General features: G+C 53.2%; 16 protein-coding genes and 1 pseudogene. 14 read left to right on the top strand and 3 right to left on the bottom strand.

All coding sequences use genetic code 11. From position 1 onward, the window contains the following. Window positions 1-197 precede the first annotated feature (197 nt). From AC13CN_RS04085 to AC13CN_RS04070, 4 genes are all read left to right on the top strand, one after another. Window positions 198-1,439 carry an NAD(P)/FAD-dependent oxidoreductase gene (locus AC13CN_RS04085; protein WP_044630092.1) on the top strand — a complete coding sequence of 414 codons (1,242 nt, stop codon included), beginning with the start codon at window positions 198-200 and terminating at the stop codon, window positions 1,437-1,439. Window positions 1,440-1,542: 103 nt separating this feature from the next. Further along, window positions 1,543-1,752, top strand: coding sequence for a putative motility protein (locus tag AC13CN_RS04080; protein ID WP_054641201.1), 210 nt, complete (start codon window positions 1,543-1,545; stop codon window positions 1,750-1,752). A gap of 181 nt (window positions 1,753-1,933) precedes the next feature. Then, on the top strand, window positions 1,934-3,523 hold the full coding sequence (locus tag AC13CN_RS04075; protein ID WP_044630090.1) for a peptide chain release factor 3: 1,590 nt from the start codon (window positions 1,934-1,936) through the stop codon (window positions 3,521-3,523). Between the two features lie 19 nt (window positions 3,524-3,542). After that, window positions 3,543-4,340 carry a TatD family hydrolase gene (locus AC13CN_RS04070; protein WP_253557073.1) on the top strand — a complete coding sequence of 266 codons (798 nt, stop codon included), beginning with the start codon at window positions 3,543-3,545 and terminating at the stop codon, window positions 4,338-4,340. 2 nt (window positions 4,341-4,342) lie between these two features. Here AC13CN_RS04070 and ygfZ read toward each other — a convergent pair whose 3' ends face one another. Then, complete coding sequence (gene ygfZ, locus AC13CN_RS04065; RefSeq protein ID WP_253557072.1) at window positions 4,343-5,293, bottom strand: CAF17-like 4Fe-4S cluster assembly/insertion protein YgfZ; 951 nt, start codon at window positions 5,291-5,293, stop codon at window positions 4,343-4,345. 189 nt (window positions 5,294-5,482) lie between these two features. Between ygfZ and AC13CN_RS04060 the strand changes: the two genes are divergently transcribed. The 7 genes and pseudogenes from AC13CN_RS04060 (at window position 5,483) to AC13CN_RS04030 (ending at window position 12,508) form a co-directional block, all read left to right on the top strand. Continuing rightward, window positions 5,483-5,680, top strand: a complete 198-nt coding sequence (locus tag AC13CN_RS04060; protein ID WP_062374460.1) for a hypothetical protein — start codon at window positions 5,483-5,485, stop codon at window positions 5,678-5,680. Then, the gene (locus tag AC13CN_RS04055) at window positions 5,680-6,087 is read left to right on the top strand and encodes an OsmC family protein (protein WP_062374462.1); all 408 of its coding nucleotides are present in this window, start codon (window positions 5,680-5,682) and stop codon (window positions 6,085-6,087) included. The genes AC13CN_RS04060 and AC13CN_RS04055 overlap by 1 nt, the downstream gene beginning before the upstream one ends. A gap of 25 nt (window positions 6,088-6,112) precedes the next feature. After that, on the top strand, window positions 6,113-8,137 hold the full coding sequence (uvrB, locus tag AC13CN_RS04050) for an excinuclease ABC subunit UvrB (RefSeq protein ID WP_054641202.1): 2,025 nt from the start codon (window positions 6,113-6,115) through the stop codon (window positions 8,135-8,137). 46 nt (window positions 8,138-8,183) lie between these two features. Beyond that, a pseudogene (locus AC13CN_RS04045) lies at window positions 8,184-8,300 on the top strand (endonuclease VIII); the annotation flags it as partial. Window positions 8,301-8,496: 196 nt separating this feature from the next. Then, window positions 8,497-10,002: a fumarate hydratase gene (locus AC13CN_RS04040; RefSeq protein ID WP_253557071.1), complete on the top strand. Its 1,506-nt coding sequence runs from the start codon at window positions 8,497-8,499 to the stop codon at window positions 10,000-10,002. Window positions 10,003-10,114: 112 nt separating this feature from the next. Next, the gene (gene cls, locus AC13CN_RS04035) at window positions 10,115-11,533 is read left to right on the top strand and encodes a cardiolipin synthase (protein ID WP_062359700.1); all 1,419 of its coding nucleotides are present in this window, start codon (window positions 10,115-10,117) and stop codon (window positions 11,531-11,533) included. A gap of 57 nt (window positions 11,534-11,590) precedes the next feature. Further along, the gene (locus tag AC13CN_RS04030; protein WP_044630082.1) at window positions 11,591-12,508 is read left to right on the top strand and encodes a LysR substrate-binding domain-containing protein; all 918 of its coding nucleotides are present in this window, start codon (window positions 11,591-11,593) and stop codon (window positions 12,506-12,508) included. Here the strand turns inward: AC13CN_RS04030 and AC13CN_RS04025 are convergent. Then, entirely contained in the window at window positions 12,505-13,599 is a 1,095-nt protein-coding gene (locus AC13CN_RS04025; RefSeq protein WP_253557070.1) for a bifunctional nicotinamide-nucleotide adenylyltransferase/Nudix hydroxylase, read from the bottom strand. The two genes, AC13CN_RS04030 and AC13CN_RS04025, sit on opposite strands and share 4 nt — an antisense overlap. 176 nt (window positions 13,600-13,775) lie before the next feature. On the opposite strand from AC13CN_RS04025, the gene AC13CN_RS04020 reads away from it, so the two are divergent. Both AC13CN_RS04020 and AC13CN_RS04015 read left to right on the top strand, forming a co-directional pair. Then, the gene (locus tag AC13CN_RS04020) at window positions 13,776-14,675 is read left to right on the top strand and encodes a YihY/virulence factor BrkB family protein (protein ID WP_044630080.1); all 900 of its coding nucleotides are present in this window, start codon (window positions 13,776-13,778) and stop codon (window positions 14,673-14,675) included. A gap of 17 nt (window positions 14,676-14,692) precedes the next feature. Continuing rightward, window positions 14,693-14,971 carry an acylphosphatase gene (locus AC13CN_RS04015; protein ID WP_044630079.1) on the top strand — a complete coding sequence of 93 codons (279 nt, stop codon included), beginning with the start codon at window positions 14,693-14,695 and terminating at the stop codon, window positions 14,969-14,971. 29 nt (window positions 14,972-15,000) lie between these two features. Here the strand turns inward: AC13CN_RS04015 and AC13CN_RS04010 are convergent, their stop codons facing one another. Beyond that, complete coding sequence (locus tag AC13CN_RS04010) at window positions 15,001-15,951, bottom strand: D-2-hydroxyacid dehydrogenase (protein WP_044630078.1); 951 nt, start codon at window positions 15,949-15,951, stop codon at window positions 15,001-15,003. 198 nt (window positions 15,952-16,149) lie between these two features. Between AC13CN_RS04010 and AC13CN_RS04005 the strand changes: the two genes are divergently transcribed. Continuing rightward, window positions 16,150-16,425 carry an FmdB family zinc ribbon protein gene (locus tag AC13CN_RS04005; RefSeq protein ID WP_044630077.1) on the top strand — a complete coding sequence of 92 codons (276 nt, stop codon included), beginning with the start codon at window positions 16,150-16,152 and terminating at the stop codon, window positions 16,423-16,425. Window positions 16,426-16,447 lie beyond the last annotated feature (22 nt).

Below are 16,447 nucleotides of genomic sequence, written 5' to 3'. Positions count from 1 at the left end.
TTAAGCAAATGTTATGCCGTGCTTAGCAAAGTCATCCTTAATTAGGCTTTTTGCGTCATAAAAGACTAAAAAAATGTCTAAAAATAGTGTTTATAACTGTGCATAAGCTATTTGATTGGTGATATTTTTCAATATGTTGCTTATGTGATTAGCAGCATGTGACTGGGCAAACAATAGAGCGAGAGGAGTGCATCATAATGGCGCGTCAAACGGTGGTTTTAGGAGCAGGCATGGTGGGTGTCAGTATTGCTTGGCAGCTGCAAAAGCGTGGCTATCAAGTAACGCTGGTAGATCGCCGCCAGCCTGGACGCGAAACCTCGTTTGGAAACGCGGGCATTATCCAGCGTGAAGCAGTTAGGCCTTATCCGTTTCCCCGTGATATGAAAACGATATTGAGTGTGCTTCCAAACCGTCGGGTCGATATCCGTTACCGGCCTGCCGGTATGGTCAATGCGGCCTCGCCACTGCTGAGTTACTGGCACCACTCTTCGTCACGGCTCTACAAAAAAATCGTGCCTGAGTACGCCTCGTTAATTCAGCTCTGTTTGGACGCCCACGCGCCGATGATTGAGGCCGCTGGTGCTGAGCATCTAGTGCGTAAGGAAGGGTGGCTTGAAATCTATCGCACGCCGGAAAAGCTCGCTAAGCGAGTTAAAGAGGCTGAAGAAGCCCGCGAGCTTTACGGCGTACAGTTCACCGTTCTTGATCGCGAAGCGCTGAGTGAGAAGGAGCCGCAGCTAGGCAATAAAATCATCGGCGCTATTCACTGGCTAGACCCCTGGACAGTCGCTGACCCGGGTGGCTTAGTGGCTGCCTATGCGGCGTCGTTTGAAGCGATGGGCGGACAACTGGTACAAGCGGACATCACTGGTATCACTCAGCAAAATGATCGCTGGAAAGTGACGACCAGTGCGGAGTCGTTTGAGGCTGAACAAGTTGTCATGGCCCTTGGCCCCTGGGCTGGCCAATGGATGAAACCGCTGGGTTACCACTTCCCCACGTTTGTGAAACGTGGCTACCACATGCACTACGCGACACAGCCAACGGCCAAATTAAACTACTGGTTGATGGACGCCGAGATCGGTTATTTGCTGGCACCGATGAATGCAGGTGTGCGGCTGACGACGGGGGCAGAGCTAGACCGCCTTGAATCTCCCGCGGATGAAGAGCAGCTGGGCGCTGCCGAAAAAGTGGCGCGGACAATTTTCCCGCTAGGTGAGCGAAAAGATAGCGCGGCGTGGAAAGGCGCACGGCCTTGCTTGCCAGATATGAAGCCCGTTATTGGCCCAGCGCCACGCCATCCTGGCCTGTGGCTAGCGTTTGGACATGGCCACCAAGGGTTCACCCTCGGTCCGGCGACAGGCCAGCTGCTGGCGGACATGATGGAAAACAAACCAACCGCCATTGATATGGCACCGTTTCGGGCAGACCGGTTTTAAATATGACGCCGCAGCCTGTTACATAATGAAAAAGTACAAACATGGCATAGGAAGGCTGGGTTTGCTAGGCTGAATGAGTCACTCAATAGATTGAGGTGCAATAATGGATGTCGCCGCAAGTAATGCAGTTAGCACGGCACTGTATATGAACCAGGCGCAAACTGCTGAGCAGGCACAAATGCAACTGTTCAAGCAAGCACTGGATATGCAGTCCGAACAAATTACCGAGGTGCTCGCCTCTGCAGATACCGGGGCACAGCCTAGCTTGGCTCAAGAAGGTAGTGTAGGCACCCAGGTAAACACCTACGCTTAACCCTTCTGTTGCTAGAGACCCCAAACGCCGACCCTGTCGGCGTTTTTTATATCTATCGGCACGGCGCCCCGCATGTGATGGTATGCCGTTGAAGGCGAGTTGCGTTACCATAGGCACACACAACGCCGAAGGTTTGGCGCTACGTTTTAAGTCATCACGTTGTACCATCTTAGAGAACTCCATGTCTGACGCCCAATTAGCGCGCGAAGCTGAGCTACGCCGTACCTTTGCGATTATTTCGCACCCTGACGCCGGTAAAACCACAATCACAGAAAAGATGCTGCTGTTTGGAAATGCCATCCAGTTGGCGGGGTCTGTGAAAAGCAAACGTAATGATCGTCATGCTACGTCTGACTGGATGAAGATGGAGCAAGAGCGGGGCATCTCGGTGACCACGTCGGTGATGCAGTTCCCCTATGGTGGGCGTATCGTCAACCTACTGGATACGCCGGGGCACGAAGACTTCTCTGAAGACACCTACCGCACGCTGACGGCGGTTGATTCCGCGCTGATGGTCATCGACGGTGCGAAAGGCGTCGAGGATCGCACCATCAAACTGATGGAAGTGTGTCGTCTGCGCACTACGCCTATCCTCACGTTTATCAACAAAATGGACCGCGATATCCGCGATCCTATTGAAGTGATGGACGAAGTAGAAACGGTATTGAACATCCAATGTGCGCCCATGACATGGCCCATTGGCATGGGGCGTCACTTTAAAGGGGTTTACCACCTCTATAATGATGTTATTCATCTCTATACCCAAGGTCAGGGTAGTCGCATACCTGATGACAAGCGTATTGAGGGGCTAGATAACCCAGAAGTTGACGCCGTGCTAGGTGAAGAGCAGGCGGAAGAGCTGCGTATGGAAGTAGACTTAGTACGGGGTGCTTCCCATGAGTTTGACTTGGAAGCCTATCGTCGTGGTGAGCTAACGCCGGTCTATTTTGGTACCGCTATGGGTAACTTCGGTGTGCGTGAAATGCTAGACGGCTTTGTCGAGCACGCGCCGGCTCCGCAGCCACGTGAAACTGATACGCGTGAAGTGACCGCCCACGATGATCGCTTCACTGGATTCGTATTTAAAATTCAGGCCAATATGGACCCGAATCACCGGGACCGTATCGCCTTCCTACGGGTGTGTTCCGGCAAGTACGAAAAGAACATGAAAATGCGCCATGTGCGCATTGGTAAAGACGTCAAAATCGCTGACGCCCTGACCTTTATGGCCTCAGACCGCTCTCAAGTGGAAGAGGCATGGCCGGGCGATATTATTGGCCTGCATAACCACGGCACTATTCAAATTGGTGATACGTTCACCGTGGGTGAAGATATGCGCTTTACCGGCATTCCTCACTTTGCGCCTGAACTTTTCAAGCGCGTGCGCCTGAAAGATCCGCTCAAGATGAAAGCGCTACAGAAAGGCCTGCAGCAGCTGTCGGAAGAGGGTGCCACCCAGGTCTTTATGCCGATGGATAACAACGACCTGATTCTAGGGGCGGTTGGTACGCTGCAGTTTGACGTTGTCGCTCACCGCTTGAAGGAAGAGTATAAGGTCGACTGTATTTATGAAGGCGTCAACGTGCAAACCGCCCGCTGGGTGTATTGCAACGATGCCAAAATGCTTGAAGAGTTTAAGCGCAAGGCCAGTACTAATCTCGCCATTGATGGCGGCGGTTACCTGACCTACATCGCGCCTACGCGGGTTAACCTGCAAATGACCCAGGAGCGCTGGCCGGATATTCGCTTCCAGTCTACCCGCGAGCATTAAACCCCTTAAAGAGAGCAATATGCTGATAGACGCCCACTGCCATTTGGATGTAGCGGAGTTCGATACGGATCGTGATGCCGTGATCGCCGCTGCCCAGGCAGTGGGCGTTTGCCGTTTTATTGTACCTGCCACGGTGCGTGCGCGTTGGCAAAAGGTATTGGCGCTGGGTGAGCGTGACGATGTCAGCATCTGCCTAGGGCTTCACCCGTACTTCATTGAGCAGCACCAGCCAGATGATTTGAAAGCGCTCGAAACCCTCATACTTCAGCAGCTTGCTGGTGCTTGCCCAGCCCGGCCAGTCGCCATTGGCGAATGCGGTATTGATGGTCGCTTTACGGATAGCCTGGACGAGCAATGGCACTACTTCGATGAGCAGTTAAACATCGCTAAACGCTGCAAGCTGCCTGTGGTGGTGCACTGCGTTAAGGCAAATGATACGGTCAGCAAGCGGCTTCGTCAGCAAGCGCTGCCAGGTGCCGGGCTCATTCACGCCTTTTCCGGTTCTTACGAGCAGGCCGTCAAGTTTTTGGACCTTGGTTATGTGCTGGGGCTGGGCGGCGCGGTGACCTATGAGCGCGCTCAAAAGTTACGCCGTGTGGTGGCAAAACTACCCGATGATGGGTTTGTGCTGGAAACCGACAGCCCCGATATGCCATTAAGCGGTTATCAGGGCCAGCGGAATGAGCCTTCTCGGGTAATGCTGGTGGCTCAGGAGGTGGCGAGGCGGCGTCGGCAATCTTTTGATACCGTGGCAGCGCTGAGCAGTGACAACGCCGCACGAGTGTTTAAGTTAACAGGCGATGAGACCAATTCCTGACCTCAAGCAAGCTGAGCCGCGATCTGCTCCGGGTCCAAGCGCTCAATGGGGTAGGGCATCTCATACAGCGTGATAGGCTGCTGTTGCCAATAAACTGCTAAATTATCTTCCATGACCTTGGTGTTCATCACCGCTAGCAACTCTACCTGCTGCTTGCCGCTAAATGCGCTGCTGACCACTTCTCCCAACGTCTTACCGTTGTCATCAAGCAGTGACTCGCCAATCTCAGGAAGGGTGGCCGCATTAATACTAGCGTGAACTAAGCGTTTTTTCACTTGGCCACGAAAGTGAGCGCGGGCGACGACTTCTTGGCCTGTATAGCACCCTTTTTTAAAGCTAATGCCGCCTAATGCTTCCCAGTTCAGCATTTGGGGGAGAAAGTGATCCTGCTGTTTAGCGGTAAGCCAAGCAAGACCGCTGCGAATATCTGCAAGCTGCCACTCGTTGTGTAAAGCATCATCACTGTTGACGAGGTCGCTGGCATCCTCTTCAAACATCAACAGCCAATGGGGTTTGCCGGGCATCCGCAACGCCGTTCCCTTTGAACTGGTAGTGTGGGTATAAGGTTGGTCGGGCAGCGTGATGTCTAGTTGATTGGCAAGCGTATCTGCAGGCTCGCTGGCGCCTGCAAACGTGACGCTGCCTACCACTGAAAGCTCTGCTTTATAGAAAGCGGCAAATTTTTTCAGATGGGTGAGCAGTCCGTCCGCAAGAGAGGCATCTAGTACCAAGCGGAAATGGTCGCTGCCGAGCCTCAATAACTGCCCATTGGCCAACATGCGCCCTTTAGGGGTACAGAAGCAGGTGAGCGGTGCGAAAGTGCCATTCGCCAATCCCACCTGTGCGCTAGCTTGGCCCTGTAAGAATTTCTCCGCATCGGCCCCTTTAATATCGAGCGCGGCATACTGGGTCAAACGTACGGCGCTGGGGGGCTGCGTGTTCGCGGTGGCCATAGTCACTCCTGGGCGTAGTTAGTGGGATGTGTCAGTAAAGCGTGCTTGTAAAAGTGTGGGCAGAATAGGCAGATTGCAAGGCCTTGGGAGCATGCTAGACTCTTTGTCCTGTATCAGGTTTGCATAGGTAATTTCCTGTATACAGTCCCATTGTATGTGAGTTGACAATTATTCAGCAAAGGACGCGGCATGGCAGTTCAATCATTAAGCTTTCAAGGCGTCACTACCGCCGAACAAGTTAACAAAATCACCACCGCACTGATGATGCTTGACGGCGTCGATAGCGCCGAAGTGGGGCGCTATGGGGCGGAAGTGGAGGGTCGTGCTAAGCGAGAAGCGCTAATTAAAGCGGTTGAAAAACTTAATCTTCGCGTCAAGGTATCGTAATGCATCCGCCTATCGTGGTGATTAGCGAACGAAATAGCGTTTTTCGTCAGCGTATCGAGGTAAGTGGTATGGAAGATCTCTATGCCGATGTACCCACTGCGATGGGGGGCGATGATAGTGCCCCGGACCCCCACGACTATTTCGATATCGCGTTGGGAACCTGTAAGGCAATTACGGTCCAAATGTACGCCAAGCGCAAACAGTGGCCACTGGAAGGCATCACCGTCAAGGTTCAACGTGACGATAGCGAAGAGCGCAAAGGCGTTTACAAGCTAGATGTGACGTTAGAATTGCATGGCATCAGCGATCCAGAACAGCGAGCAAAGCTGGAAGACATTAGCCACCGCTGTCCGATTCAGCGCCTGATGACCCAGGCAACGATAGAGATAGCGACCCATACCGCGTAGGCCTACTTCCTCAACAGGAGCAACGATGAGCAAGGAATTTCGTCTGCAGTCAAAATTTCAGCCTGCGGGCGACCAGCCTGCGGCCATACGCGGGTTGATCAGTGGTTTGGAATCCGGGCTTGCCCATCAAACGCTGCTCGGGGTCACCGGTTCAGGTAAAACCTTCACCATGGCCAATGTGGTGCAGCAACTTCAGCGGCCCACCATCGTGATGGCGCCGAACAAAACCCTGGCGGCACAGCTGTACGGCGAATTTAAATCGTTTTTCCCCGATAACGCTGTTGAGTACTTCGTCTCCTACTACGACTACTACCAGCCCGAAGCCTATGTGCCCTCGTCAGATACGTTTATTGAGAAGGATGCCTCAATCAATGACCATATTGAGCAGATGCGTCTTTCCGCTACGAAAGCGTTACTGGAGCGCCGTGATGCGCTAATCGTGGTATCTGTATCGGCGATCTACGGTTTGGGTGATCCAGACCAATACCTGAAGATGCGGCTGCACTTCACTCGTGGTGAGCTGATTGACCAACGCGCCTTCCTACGCCGCTTGGCAGAGCTGCAGTACACCCGCAACGATATGGATTTCCGTCGCGGTACTTACCGCGTGCGCGGCGACGTGATTGATATCTTCCCGGCGGATTCGGATGAGGAAGCGGTGCGCGTTGAGCTTTTCGACGACGAAATCGATTCTATCCGTTTATTTGACCCGCTCACTGGCGATGTGCGCGGGCAAGTCCCAAGGATGACGATTTACCCAAAATCCCACTACGTGACGCCTCGTGAGACCATTCTAGAAGCCATCGACTCCATCAAAGCAGAGCTCAAAGAGCGCTTGGAGTGGCTGCGTAAGCACGAGCGTTTAGTAGAGGCCCAGCGGCTTGAGCAGCGTACGCTTTACGATATTGAGATGATGCTGGAGCTGGGGTACTGCAACGGTATTGAAAACTACTCTCGCTACCTCTCTGGCCGTGCACCTGGCGAGCCACCGCCCACGTTTTTTGATTACCTGCCGGATGATGCGCTGCTGTTTATCGATGAGTCACACGTGAGCGTGCCCCAAGTAGGCGGGATGTACAAAGGCGACCGTTCGCGTAAAGAGACACTGGTCGAGTATGGTTTCCGCCTGCCGTCAGCGTTGGATAACCGCCCCATGAAGTTTGAGGAGTGGGAGGCTATATCGCCACAAACGATCTTCGTATCCGCAACACCAGGCAACTATGAAGCTGAGCACGCAAGCCAGATCGTCGAACAAGTCGTTCGGCCAACAGGGCTACTGGATCCGCAAGTTGAAGTACGCCCGGCCAGCACGCAAGTCGATGATCTGCTGTCGGAGATCGGTTTGCGAACAGCGGTAGGCGAGCGGGTGCTCGTTACTACTTTAACCAAGCGCATGGCAGAAGACCTGACTGATTACCTTGATGAGCATGGTATTCGCGTGCGCTACTTACATTCCGATATTGATACGGTCGAGCGGGTGGAAATTATCCGTGACCTACGCCTGGGCAAGTTTGACGTGCTGGTGGGCATCAACTTGCTGCGGGAGGGGTTGGATATCCCTGAAGTCTCTTTGGTGGCGATTCTGGATGCCGATAAAGAGGGTTTCCTTCGCGCCGAACGCTCGTTAATTCAAACCATTGGTCGTGCAGCGCGTAACGCCAACGGTAAAGCGATTTTATATGGCGACCGCATTACGGACTCCATGCGGAAAGCAATTGATGAGACCGAGCGTCGGCGCCATAAACAGATGGCGCATAACGAGAAGCACGGCATTACCCCCACGACGGTTACCCGCTCGGTTGCAGATATCCTAGAAGCCGCGCAGACGCCAGGTAAGAAGAGCAGTCGGCGTAAGGGCAATGAGCGTAAGGTGGCCGAGCCTGAAGGTGGTTACGATGTGGCTGCCATGAGTAAGCAAGACTTGCTCACGGCCATTAGTAAGCTTGAAGATGCCATGTTTGAAGCGGCTCAAAACCTCGAGTTTGAAGAAGCGGCGCGGTTGCGCGACCAGCTCCATCAAATGAAAGAGAAGCAGCTGGCGCTAGGATAAGCGATGTCTGAAGATCCAGAGATTCGCCGCGCAGCGATCGCATTGAAAAACAGATTGGCGGTTCAGCGTATTTGAGCGCGCCGGGCTCTCGTGCCATCGTTGCGGCAGTGTGATTGAGCGCATGATGGTCGGGTCTCGGCGGCTATACTCTTGCCCACAATGACAGCCTTCTCCTTAGGATAAATTTTATACCGTTATCTTAATAGCTATGTTCAAACAATCAGACCAAAGCGCTACGTAACAGCAAGCGGTTACTCGGTGCATTGGCTGCCGCGTGATTCTCAATACGGTATACTTCCTGCACACTTAGACGGCCGCGAAGGCTGCAGCCAAGACGATAACCGAGGAGCTGTTAATCCATGACCGTGATTCGCCAGGACGACGTGATCCAAAGCGTTGCCGATGCTCTGCAGTACATCTCTTACTACCACCCGAAAGATTTCATCGATGCAATGGCCGCCGCTTACGAGCGTGAAGAGAACCCCGCCGCAAAGGATGCCATCGCTCAGATTTTGATTAACTCGCGCATGTGCGCAACAGGGCACCGCCCAATTTGCCAGGATACCGGCATCGTGACAGTGTTCGTTCACGTAGGTATGAACGTCACATGGGACGCCGAGCTAAGCCTCGACGACATGATCAACGAAGGCGTGCGCCGCGCCTACCAACTGCCGGATAACGTACTGCGCGCCTCGGTCCTTGCCGACCCGGATGGCAAGCGCCAGAACACTAAAGACAACACGCCCGCCATCATTCACCACAAAATTGTGCCGGGCGATAAGGTCGATATTTATGTGGCAGCGAAGGGCGGCGGTAGCGAGGCGAAATCGAAGTTTGCCATGCTCAACCCCTCCGATAGCGTGGTCGACTGGGTGATGGAACAGCTTCCCAAAATGGGTGCTGGCTGGTGCCCGCCGGGTATGCTTGGCATTGGTATTGGCGGTACCGCTGAAAAAGCAATGGAAATTGCCAAAGAAGCGCTATTAGATCCTATCGATATTCAAGAGCTTCAGGCCCGTGGCGCAAGCAACCGTGCCGAAGAGCTGCGCCTTGAGCTGTTCGATAAGGTGAACAAAAGCGGTATTGGTGCCCAGGGCCTAGGTGGCCTGACCACGGTACTGGATATCAAAGTCAAAGATTATCCGACCCACGCTGCCAATAAGCCGGTGGCGATCATTCCCAACTGTGCAGCCACCCGGCATGCGCATTTCACGCTGGATGGCTCTGGCCCAGTAGCTTTACCGGCTCCGAAGCTGGAAGACTGGCCGGAGATTACCCGTGAAACGGGCGATAACGTCAAGCGTGTCAATTTAGACACTGTCACGCCCGAAGAAGTCAAAACCTGGCAGCCCGGTGATACACTGCTGTTAAACGGCAAACTGCTGACGGGCCGCGATGCTGCCCACAAGCGTATGGTGGATATGATCGCCAAAGGCGAGCCGCTGCCGGTCGACATGAAAGGGCGCTTTATCTATTACGTTGGCCCAGTCGACCCGGTCGGCAATGAAGTGGTTGGCCCTGCAGGCCCCACCACGGCCACACGCATGGATAAGTTCACTCGGACGATGCTGGAGGAGACTGGTTTGCTGGGTATGGTCGGCAAAGCAGAGCGCGGCCAAGCTGCCATTGAAGCGATCCGTGACAACCAAGCAGTGTATCTCATGGCGGTGGGTGGCTCTGCTTATCTGGTTGCCCAAGCGATCAAAAAGTCACGCGTGGTGGGCTTTGAAGACCTGGGAATGGAAGCCATCTACGAATTTGAGGTGGAAGACATGCCGGTCACGGTAGCGGTAGATAGCCAAGGCACCTCTGTTCACCAGACAGGCCCGGCTAAATGGAAAGAAATTATTGCCGAAAAAGCATGATACGCTGAGGTGATATAGGCGTTGCTTAACCACAGGAGCCCCGTTCTAACGGGGCTCCTGTTTATGGAGTAGTCAGAAATAACAGGTCCTAACGGATGGTGAGGAATAGCGAATGGCCTCTTGGTTGCTAGGGACAGGGATCATGCTGATTCACGTGCTGGGAATGATCTCGGCGGTGATGGCATTAATGTCGAGCCGTACGTCACAGGGTGCAGTGGCGTGGATTATCTCACTGCTAACCTTTCCCTATGCGGCGGTGCCAGCGTACTGGCTGTTTGGCAGGCCACGTTTTTATGGGTATGTGACGGCAAGAGGTGCCAGGGATTCGGTGTTGCGCCGAGTGCTCGTTCGCTATCGACATAACGTAAAGCCCCATGTCGCTATTTCCGAGAATACCGATATTCAAGCGGTTGAACAATTAGCGATGATGCCGCTGACGAAAGGCAATAGCACCGAGCTGTTAATTGATGGCGATGCCACTTTTGACAGCCTATTTGCAGGTATTAATCAAGCGCAGGATTATCTGCTGATCCAGTTCTTTATCGTTCGCGATGATGAGTTAGGCAGGCAGCTCCAGCAGCATCTGATTGCAGCGGTTAAGCGCGGTGTGCGCGTTTATTTTCTATATGACGAAATTGGTAGCCGTAAACTAAATGACGGCTATTTAAATGAATTAAGTACAAGTGGCGCAGAGGTCACACCTTTCCGCTCATCACGCGGGCTAAAACACCGCTTTCAGCTCAATTTCCGTAACCATCGAAAAATTGCCGTAGTAGATGGCAAGCAGGGGTGGATAGGCGGCTTTAACGTCGGCAACGAGTATCTTGGCAAAAGTGCTAAGCACGGCCCTTGGCGAGACACCCATTTGAAAGTGCAGGGGCCGTGTGTACTAGGGCTGCAAGAAGCCTTTTGGGAGGATTGGCACTGGGCAACAGGCGATGTCATTACCTTGAACTGGCACGCGGAAAGTCACCCACAGCAAGATCAGCAAGTGGTGATTGTGCCGTCAGGTCCAGCCGATAAGCAGGATACGGCTGGATTACTTGTTCAACAGCTGATTCATAGCGCCAACCAGCGGTTTTGGGTTACGAGCCCCTATTTCGTACCTGATCAGAGCGTCCAAGACTCTTTACGATTGGCAGCTATGCGAGGCGTCGACGTGCGCGTCATGATCCCGGAGCGCCCCGACCATTTGCTGGTATTCCTCTCTGCGTTCTCTTTTTTGCCGGATATGTTAAAAGCGGGTGTGAAAATATACCGTTATCAACCTGGGTTTCTACATCAAAAAGTCATGCTTGTCGACCATTCATCCGCCACTGTAGGTACGGTAAATCTGGATAATAGGTCGTTTCGGTTAAATTTTGAAATCACTGCGTTCATTCCCAGCGCCGATTTTGCCAACGATGTTGCCACCATGCTGGAAGCCGATTTTTCCAAGTGCCGCCGAGTGACTCTCGATGAAGTGAGTCAGCGCCCCATGTGGAAAAAAGTCGTGTCCCGTGCTGCTTATTTGATGGCACCCGTACAGTAATCGTTTGCCCCAACCAAATGACGCAAGCCATCAACGTTCAAATAACAGGAGTCATGGGTGAATCTAGAAACAAAATGGCTAGAAGACTTCGTCGCACTGGCGAATACCCGCAGTTTTTCTGCCTCTGCCCGACAGCGCCATGTCACCCAGCCTGCGTTTAGTCGGCGTATTCGGGCATTAGAGCAGGCAGTTGGCGTTACCTTAGTGGACCGATCAACGACGCCGATTGGCTTAACCTCAGAAGGGCAGCTATTTTTGGTGACCGCCCGCAACTTAGTTGAACAGTTAAACGAATCGCTCAGCCATTTGCGAGGGCTCTCCATTGCCAACGAAGCATTGGATATCGTCGCGGCGCACTCGTTAGCGCTCAGTTTTTATCCGCCGTGGATCTCTAGGCTACAAAAAGGGCTAGGGGAGTTGCCAACGCGTTTGGTTGCCATGAACGTCGGTGAAGCCATTCATGTGCTGCGTGAGGGGAACTGTGACTTAATGCTGGCTTACTACGACCCTTTCGCCACAATGCAATTAGATGCGGAGGTATTTCCTTCGTTTTCGATCGGCAAGGTCAAGATGCTTCCTGTTTCGCTGCCTGACGAGCATGGGAAACCGTTGTTCTCTTTGCAGCGCGATAGCTCCATTCCTTATCTGGCCTATACTCAGGGGGCGTTTCTAGGTCGCAGCGTGCGGATGCTGCTGAAAAACGACCCGCTGCGCATGAAGCTTAGAACGGTCTACGAAACCGCCATGGCTGAAGGTTTGAAGGGCATGGTATTACAGGGCGTAGGGGTTGCCTGGATTCCTGATTTCTGTATTCGTGAGGAGCTAAAAACCGGTAAGCTTGTGCGAGCAGGCGATGAGAGTTGGGACATTCCACTGGAAATTCGCCTCTATCGCTGCTCTCTGGTCCACAAGCCGGGAGTAGAGCGCCTATGGCGGCAGATGATGAAGCTGCCGCGTGATTTCCTGCAGGCTTAAAGGGACCCAAAATCCGCAGGCAGGCCGAGGAAATTCTGAATAATAAAGAAGTGATCCTCAAAGAGGCTCTCTGGCTCCAAGTCGGCGAGTGCCACCCAGCGGGCATGGTCGCCACCCTTAACGGGTTTAAGGCGCGGCAGCTGCTGGTCAGGCCGCAAAGCAAAGTAGAACGCTTCGGCCAGTGTGCGCCCTCGCCAGCTACGGTGGGGCTCATCAAACAGCCGCTGGCCACGCAGAGAGCCTTTCAATACCGGTTCTGGCACTTTTAAGCGCAACCGTTCACGCAGCTCACGCAAACAGGCATCTAGTAATCGCTCATGGGGATTGATAAACCCACCGGGCAGCGCGAATAGGCCTTTCCCTGGGGCCGCAGTACGCTTCACCAGTAATACGTGCCCTGATTGCACAACCACCGCGTTAACGGTGACAAAGATGGGTGGGTAGGGCGCCTGTGACCATGCTTGTCGATACTGATCGAGCAACTGCTGCTCTTCCAACAGTCGATGATAGGCCTCGCCTTTGCAGAATTTACCCACGCTTTCTACCACGCCAGGGGGCAAGTCATGGTAAGCCCCCGTACTGAGGTAATCATTGGTTGAGCCAGGTGAGCGGAAAAGCCGCTCTCTAATTTGGCTGGCCGAAATGCCCTCCACGAGCGGTACGCTCACCGACTCCCATTGGGGAAAAAGCGATAAATAGTAGCTGGACTGCCCACGACTTGCGCCGATGAGACCAATTCTTGGCAACCGTGCATTGGCGGGAGCAGCTAAATCGCGCACTTTCCGCTGCACGTCCCTGACCCATACATCATCGTTGTAAAGCGCATCCAGAAGCGGAGTGATTTCAAGTCGTTGATTATCCCCATTATCAAATCCTGAGCGGATCATGGCTTGGCGCTCATCAAAATGCCACGGGTTACGAAGCGAGCGCGCCTGCCAGGAGGAGCCCACCATGACGATTACCTGTCGAGCCTGTTTAAGGGCTTCGCGGATGATGGCAAGGTGGCCTAAATGGGGAGGCTGAAAGCGACCAATAAATACTAAGCAATCAAAGTCATAAGACGTTACAGACCGAGCTGCATCTGAGTTCATTGCGTGTCCTTGATTGCTGAAAATGTGAGAATAAAGCGTTGCCATTATGGTCGGCCCCATCAGCCTCTGCAACGCAATCATACCTGCGCTGAGCGTTTTCATTGGGTATGCTTATTGATTAATCAGTATATAAGCGTTGTATGAAAACTCTGTGATTTGCTTTTAAGGGAATGATGATGCTTAAGCGCACGCTCGTTTTTTGGTGGAAGGTAATTCAAGATGCAACGTCACTCTGGCTTGAGCGTAACGCGTTTAGCTACGCTGGGTCGCTGGCGTTCTACACGCTGTTCTCGTTAGCTCCCACGGTGATTATTGCGGTTACAGTGATTGGCGTGGTCCTCGGCGAAGAGGCGGCTCATGGTCAGATCGTGGCGCAGTTACAAGGAACCTTAGGCACAGAAGCTGCCTTGGCAATAGAGCAGGCGGTTGCCCAGTCTCGCATTGAAGAGTCGGGGGTTCTGCCCACAATTCTTGGCTTTATTGCCCTTGTAATCGGTGCAACGACCGTATTTGCGCAGATGCAGTTCTCGCTGAATACCATTTGGGGGGTTAGAGCGAAGCCAAATAGCAACAGCGCACTTATTTTTATCAAAAACCGTTTGTTATCGTTAACCGTTGTACTGTCTATCGGCTTTATTTTGCTGGTGTCGCTAGTGCTTGGAGTGGTGCTTCGCGGCATGCTAGACGCGACAAACGACCTGTTGCCATTTGCAAGCCTACTAACCACCACCGCCGAGTCGTTAATATCGCTTGCCATGGTCGCTCTGCTGTTTGCGACTATTTTTAAAGTGCTGCCCGATGTAGTGCTTCGCTGGCAGGATGTCTTCATTGGTGCGGTGGTGACAGCAGTGCTGTTTACCATTGGTCGCAGTGTTATTACCATTTACCTCGCCTACACGGCCACGGCATCCACCTATGGTGCGGCGGGTTCGGTGGTTATGATTTTACTATGGGTATACTACAGCTCGCTTATCTTACTCTTTGGTGCAGCGTTCACACGCTCGTTGCTACTACGACGTGGGCGTCCACTGGTGCCCCGCAATAGCGCTGTTCTGGTTAAGCATGAGCTGCTTTAACGACGGAGGAGTTTGTCATGGCCCATTGCTGCGTACGTGCCTACATAACAGGAAAAGTGCAGGGAGTATGGTACCGGCGTGCCACTCAAGAGCAGGCATTGATGCGTGGCTTAACCGGCTACGCTAAGAACCTGCCTGATGGCAGGGTTGAAGTGCTAATGTGCGGGCCCTCTTCAGCCGTTGCCGAGCTTAGCCAATGGCTTTGGCAGGGCCCAGAAGGGGCGCGGGTGACCCATGTCACACTTGAAACACTGGATGCTCATCACTACGCTCCTGACCACTTTTCGACCTATTAGGCACACGTTTAGTGTGCCTAGCTGGCAAGTTAGTGATTCTCTGTCTGCCACGCACGAATATTGTCGGCGGTTAAGCCGACGATGTTTTGCCGTGCTTCGGGCGTGATCCACGCGTTGTGCGGCGTTACGATCAGATTGAGGGGTTCTGCATTCGCCAGCGCATCTAATAGTGCGTGTCCATCTTTGGGTGGTTCGACAGGTAGCACATCGACGGCTAGACCACCGATGCTACCGCTACGAAGCGCTTCCAGCGCGGCTTCTTCATCAATAATACCGCCACGAGCGCAATTGACGATTAGCAGTGACGGCTTTGCTTTCGCTAGACGCTCTTTGTTGAGAAGGTGCTTAGTAGCATCGTTCAGTGGGCAGTGCAGGCTAATCACATCTGCCGAGGGCAGTAGGTCATCCAGCGAAGGTCGCTGATCGTTTTGCTCGTTGCCAGGACGGGCGGCAAACGTGACCTGCATACCAAACGCCTCTGCAAGCCGAGCCACTTCAGACCCCAGCTCTCCTTGACCCACCATCACCAACTGCTTGCCAGCAAGCTGGAGTGTTGGGTGATCTTGTAAGCAGAAAAAATCACTCGCTTGCCATTTCCCATCGGCAATATCCGCTTGATAGCGGGGTAAGCGATTCGCCAGTGATAACATCAGCATCAGCGTGTGCTGCGACACACTAGCGGTGCCATAGGCCGACACGTTTTTAACGGTAATGTTGTGGGCTTTGGCAGCATCTAGGTCAATGTTATTCAAGCCAGTGGCCAGCACGCAGATCAATCGTAACGAAGGCAGCTGTGAAAGCGTCTCAGCATCCAGCCTTACTTTATTGACGATGGCAATTTCGGCATCTGCTAGGCGTTCACGCGCCTGCGCTGTGGTGCTTTGCTGATGTATTTCTAAGTGCGTGACGGCATCACGAATAGCCGTCAAATCAATGTCAGGGCCAAGGCTTTGGGCATCCAGTATGACCGCATTGGGCATTTTATTTCTCCATTAACTGCCGAAAGCCGCTTGGCCTTGCTCGGCAGGGGGCACAAAAGGGTATAATGACCGCTCTATCGACCGCAGTCTTGGAATTTATCTCGACAGGCCACATATTGTCAGCCTGGTAACATTAAGTTTGCCACGACACTGTCAACATAAAACCTGTCGGAGTTGAGCTTTTCAGGAGCCATCAACATGCCCATCTATGAGTACGAGTGCAAGGCCTGCGGCCATCGCATGGAAAAACTTCAGAAAATTAGCGCCGATCCGTTAACAAGCTGTCCTGCGTGTCAGCAAGATGATCTAGAGCGCTTGGTCTCAGCAGCCGGGTTCCGCTTAGCGGGTGGCGGTTGGTACGAAACTGATTTCAAAACAGGTAGCAAAAAGAATTTAGCTGCCGACGGACAAGCAGCGGGTAGCGCGAAAAGCGATGTCGGCAGCACGTCAACGAAAAAAGGCGCCGCGGCGTAGCCGCGGCTGTCAGGGCCTTTAA

This window comes from Vreelandella sp. L-25, assembly GCF_056857535.1.
This window is presented reverse-complemented; position numbering and strand designations above follow the sequence as displayed.